This is a genomic window from Robinsoniella sp., assembly GCF_034124845.1.
This window is the reverse complement of the sequence record NZ_JAWYAJ010000081.1, coordinates 3,662-8,291: the sequence shown is the minus strand read 5'-3', so window position 1 is coordinate 8,291 and position 4,630 is coordinate 3,662. Positions and strand designations below refer to the sequence as shown.

4 protein-coding genes and 1 pseudogene are annotated in these 4,630 nt (G+C 36.6%); all 5 read left to right on the top strand.

Going from position 1 to position 4,630, the window contains the following annotated elements; genetic code table 11:
- Positions 1 to 741 (top strand): DNA topoisomerase (locus ACH2DQ_RS04080; RefSeq protein WP_395025680.1); only part of this gene is annotated, 741 nt, incomplete at its 5' end.
- Complete coding sequence (locus ACH2DQ_RS04075; RefSeq protein WP_394913074.1) at positions 741 to 1,406, top strand: UDP-N-acetylglucosamine pyrophosphorylase; 666 nt, start codon at positions 741 to 743, stop codon at positions 1,404 to 1,406. The genes ACH2DQ_RS04080 and ACH2DQ_RS04075, both read left to right, overlap by 1 nt.
- 354 nt (positions 1,407 to 1,760) lie before the next feature.
- Positions 1,761 to 2,996 (top strand): hypothetical protein, encoded by a 1,236-nt coding sequence (locus tag ACH2DQ_RS04070; RefSeq protein ID WP_394913075.1) that lies wholly within the window; start codon positions 1,761 to 1,763, stop codon positions 2,994 to 2,996.
- A 20-nt stretch (positions 2,997 to 3,016) separates the two neighbouring features.
- On the top strand, positions 3,017 to 4,033 hold the full coding sequence (locus tag ACH2DQ_RS04065; RefSeq protein ID WP_394913076.1) for a hypothetical protein: 1,017 nt from the start codon (positions 3,017 to 3,019) through the stop codon (positions 4,031 to 4,033).
- A gap of 167 nt (positions 4,034 to 4,200) precedes the next feature.
- Positions 4,201 to 4,630: pseudogene (locus tag ACH2DQ_RS04060) on the top strand (response regulator transcription factor); the annotation flags it as partial.

Below are 4,630 nucleotides of genomic sequence, written 5' to 3'. Positions count from 1 at the left end.
GTCAGAAGGTTTTTAAGCATTTTTTATCCCCCGGCAGTCTATCAGAAAATCAACCTGACTACGAAAATGCATGGAGAAAAGTTTTTTTCCAGTTTTAAAGTGCTTATTTCTGAAGGATATCTGAAAGTAATTGAAAACTCATTTAGTAAGAAAAAGACCGAGGAACCCACTGGAAACCAGGAGGATGACACAAAATGCGATACTGCCATGCTGGAGGCTTTGAAAGATCTGAAAAAGGGCGCGGTATTAAATGTAGATAAGCTGCAGATCAAAGAAGGAGAAACCTCACCGCCCAAACGCTATAACTCCGGTTCCATCATTCTGGCAATGGAAAATGCGGGGCAGCTGATCGAAGATGAAGAACTCCGTTCCCAGATTAAGGGCAGCGGAATAGGGACCAGTGCCACTCGGGCTGAGATACTGAAAAAACTCATCGGGAATAAATATATCGCTTTAAATAAGAAAACACAGATATTGACCCCTTCATTGCTGGGTGAGATGATATTTGATGTGGTAAATGCATCCATTCGTTCCCTGCTGAATCCGGAACTGACCGCCAGCTGGGAAAAGGGTCTGAATTATGTGGCAGAAGGGGAGATCACACCAGAAGAATATATGACAAAACTGGATCATTTCATAAGATCCAGAACCGATGGAGTATTAAAAACCAACTATCAATATGCTCTGCGTCAATATTTTGATGCAGCAGCACAATTTTATAAGAAAGGAAGTCAAAAATAATGGAAACATGTAAGATTAAAAACCTTTATAACCTGGAGGAAACGATTGCAAAAGATCTGTTTTCAGGAGTGGAATACCCATGGGAAGTTCTTCCGAAAATCAGCAGTTTTATTTTGGAACTTGGTAATTCCCTGAGTGAAGAAGAATATGAAAAACGCGGTGAAAATGTGTGGGTGGCAAAATCAGCTCATGTAGCTCCTACTGCTTTTATTAACGGACCGGCAATCATCGGCAAAGATGCAGAAGTGCGCCACTGTGCTTTTATCAGAGGCAATGCTATCGTAGGGGAAGGTGCTGTTGTAGGAAACTCTACGGAACTGAAAAATGTGGTATTGTTCAACAAAGTCCAGGTTCCTCACTACAATTATGTAGGAGATTCTATTCTAGGGTATAAATCTCATATGGGAGCTGGTTCCATTACATCCAATGTGAAATCAGATAAAACCCTGGTCGTAGTAAAAGACGGGGATCAAAAGATTTCTACCGGACTTAAAAAATTTGGCGCAATGCTGGGTGACAATGTTGAAGTTGGATGCGGTTCTGTCCTGAATCCGGGGACGGTAGTGGGCAGTAATACCAATATATATCCGCTGTCTTCTGTGCGCGGAGTTGTGCATGGTGGAAGTATTTATAAGAAGCGTGGGGAAGTTGCGGAGAAGTTTTAAGATAATGGTAATCGGAATATTATAAACTTATGGAGATGCTCATTCAACAGTAAAGTTATTTTTGAAATAGATAATTTTTAAGAGAGAAGTGTTATTCGTTCTTTTTGCTTAAGAGCGAATATGCTTCTCTTTTTTTGTATCTGTAAAATATGAATAATAAAAAATACGGAATAAAGAATAAAAGTTATTGACAAAATTTGTTTCTAGGAATATAATTGTCATACAACCAATCAGAACATACGTTCTGAATAATTGGTTATTTAGTAATTAAATTCATATAAGGAGGTGAATTGAAAAAAGGTTTAATGATTTATAGGTAATACGTAAAATAGACAATAGAAAGGAATAGCAATTATGAAAAAATTAAAAAAAGCAGTAATATTTTTAATGACAGTTTGTTTTTGTGCTGTAATGGGTTTAGGAATAAAGGCAGAAGCTGTGGAAAAAGGATATGATGTAATTGGTAATGCAGTTGTGGTTAAAAGTTCTGATGGTGTCTGGAAGGATCTAAAAAAAGGAAGGGCATTTAAGAAGAATGATGGCAAGTATATCAAAAATGGGTGGTACAAAATTGATAATAAAGTATATAGCTTTGACGCCGGAGGATATATTGAAACTGGCTGGAAATCTTATAAGGGATTTAAATATTATCTTGATACAAATGGAAGCAATAAAGGTGTTCTCCTGACAGGATGGACTGATATAAAAGATACGGATGGAAAAACATACCGTTATTATTTGAGCAAATCAACAGGTTCTATGCAGGTTGGTTTGCAATTAGTAGCAAAACGTTATTATTATTTTAATGCAAAAGGTCAGAGACAGTATGGATGGCAAACCATAGAAGGAAAAAAATATTATTTTGACCAAACAGGAGAATATACCGGGTTTAAAGGCGTTATGGTTGTCAGGGAATGGATAGATGGCAAATATCTGAATTCCGATGGCATTATGGTAACGAATAAAACAATTGCAGGTATTAAAGTTGGAGCAGATGGTTTGCCGGTAAATAAGCTATCCACCCCGCCAAAAGTAAAATGTATATTTTTGGGGGATTCAAGAACAGTAGGTATGATGTCCAGTATTGGCGGTCAGGTTTATCATGATTATGGACATGTATATTATTGTAAAGACAATATGTTTATTGCAAAAGGAAGAGAAAGTTATGCGTGGTTTTCTACAACGGGTGTTAATCAGTTAAGAAAAGAATTGGATAAAAATCCTAATGTTAATGTTGTATTTAACTGGGGGGTTAATGATTTTAGTGTTTCAGAGGATATTAATAAGATTGCTGATAATTACCTGAGGCTGTATGCTTCATTAATTGGCACATACAAACCTAAAGGCACCAGATTCTATGTTATGTCCGTTAATCCGGTAGCAAAAGAAGGCCATAACGTAATCACGAATTCAAAGATCCAATCATTAAATTCTTTGCTGAAGGCAGGCAGTAAGAGTGGAAGCTATCAGTATCTTGATATATACAAAGAACTAATGCAGGATAGCACTTTTACTACATCTGATGGCCTCCATTATCCGAAGGATGTCTATAATAAAATCTATAATTCAGTGAGAAGCAAATTAAACTAACTAAGAGAGGAGTAAATGATATGGAAGAGAAAAAAGAAATTCGTAATGCTAATGTAAATATGGATGAAAATATGTTCAAAATTATCCAGACAAGGGGGATTCCCAAAGAAGAATTTAGCATAAAAGGTTTAAAAATCGGAGACAAGAATCCCGCAATTCAATCCATAGCTTTTGACCCTGTTGACAAAAATATTATTTATACGACACAGGCTATAGGTATGACAACGTATCTTAGTAAATGCGAGATAGTGGGTAATACGGCTAATAAAAAAAGTATGATGGTATTAAATGGTTATGGACATGGAGAATCTCTAGAAATAACAAGAAATGGGGAACAGGTATATGCCTGGCTTGGCAGTGCTTATGAAAAATCAGAAAGCAATAAATGGTCAACTACAATTTCCCGCGTTATTTATGACGAAAGCGTTAAAAATGCAGATGGGACAATCAATCCCAAGGAAGAGATTGTATTAAAAGACCTGTTGTATGCACAAAGTTCTCATACACCATTAGTCAATGGGGGTAAAGTGTGGCGGACAGCTGTCGCGATCTATGGTGATCGTATATTCTTTTGGATAAGGTTGAAAGGAGACGGGAGCTACTACAGTGTATTTTCTCTGAATGATTTAAATGCGAGCATCAGTAAATATGCGAAAAAGGTAAGTGGTAATCGCAAAGACTATAGTTTGAAATCAAGTGATATAAGCCTCAAAACAAAAGCAAAATTCAAATATCAGGATAGTAATGATCCAAGTCCTGATCGTGTTTTTCAGGGAATGGATGTGATAAAGGAAGAAAAATGGTATATGCTGATCGGAGGTGGTAAGACTCCTGACAATCCTTCTGCAATCAATATATATACCTGTAATGGTTCTTCTATGAGCAGTTTACTGAAAACAGTTACCCTTTATGAGGCAAATTATACTGCACCTGTGAAAAGAGAAATGGAAAGTCTGAAGATTATGGACAATAAAGTATATTTCAATATACTGCCAGGGTATAAGATCTATAGTATCTATAAACCGGATTTACCTTAATATTTTAGAAATAGCCTGATATTAAGTTTAGGGGTTTTCTTAATTTATTTTAAGAATTATCCTTTTAGAATATTAAGACATTTAAACTGATTCTTTGCTAGAATAATGATAGCCTAGACTTCAATGTCCAGGCTATTCGATTCTAAGCAGAAGGATGATGGGGATATATGTCAGAGAATATTTTAGTTGTGGATGATGAAAGAGAAATAGCAGATCTGGTTGAGGTCTACTTAAAAAATGAGAATTTCAATGTTTACAAATTTTACTCAGCAAAAGAGGCACTGGAATGTATAGATACAGGAGATATTGATCTGGCCATACTGGATGTGATGCTGCCGGATGGAGATGGTTTTGGTATCTGCAGAAAAATCAGGGAAAAGCATAATTACCCGGTAATCATGTTAACTGCAAAGGAAGACGAAATTGATAAAATTACAGGCCTGACTTTAGGGGCTGATGATTATATGACAAAACCCTTTCGGCCGTTAGAACTGGTAGCCAGGGTGAAAGCCCAGCTTCGCAGGTTTACGCGCTATAATCAGGGTAGTTATGACAGTCAGGACAATGTGCTCATTGTTTCCGGGCTGGAGCTGAATA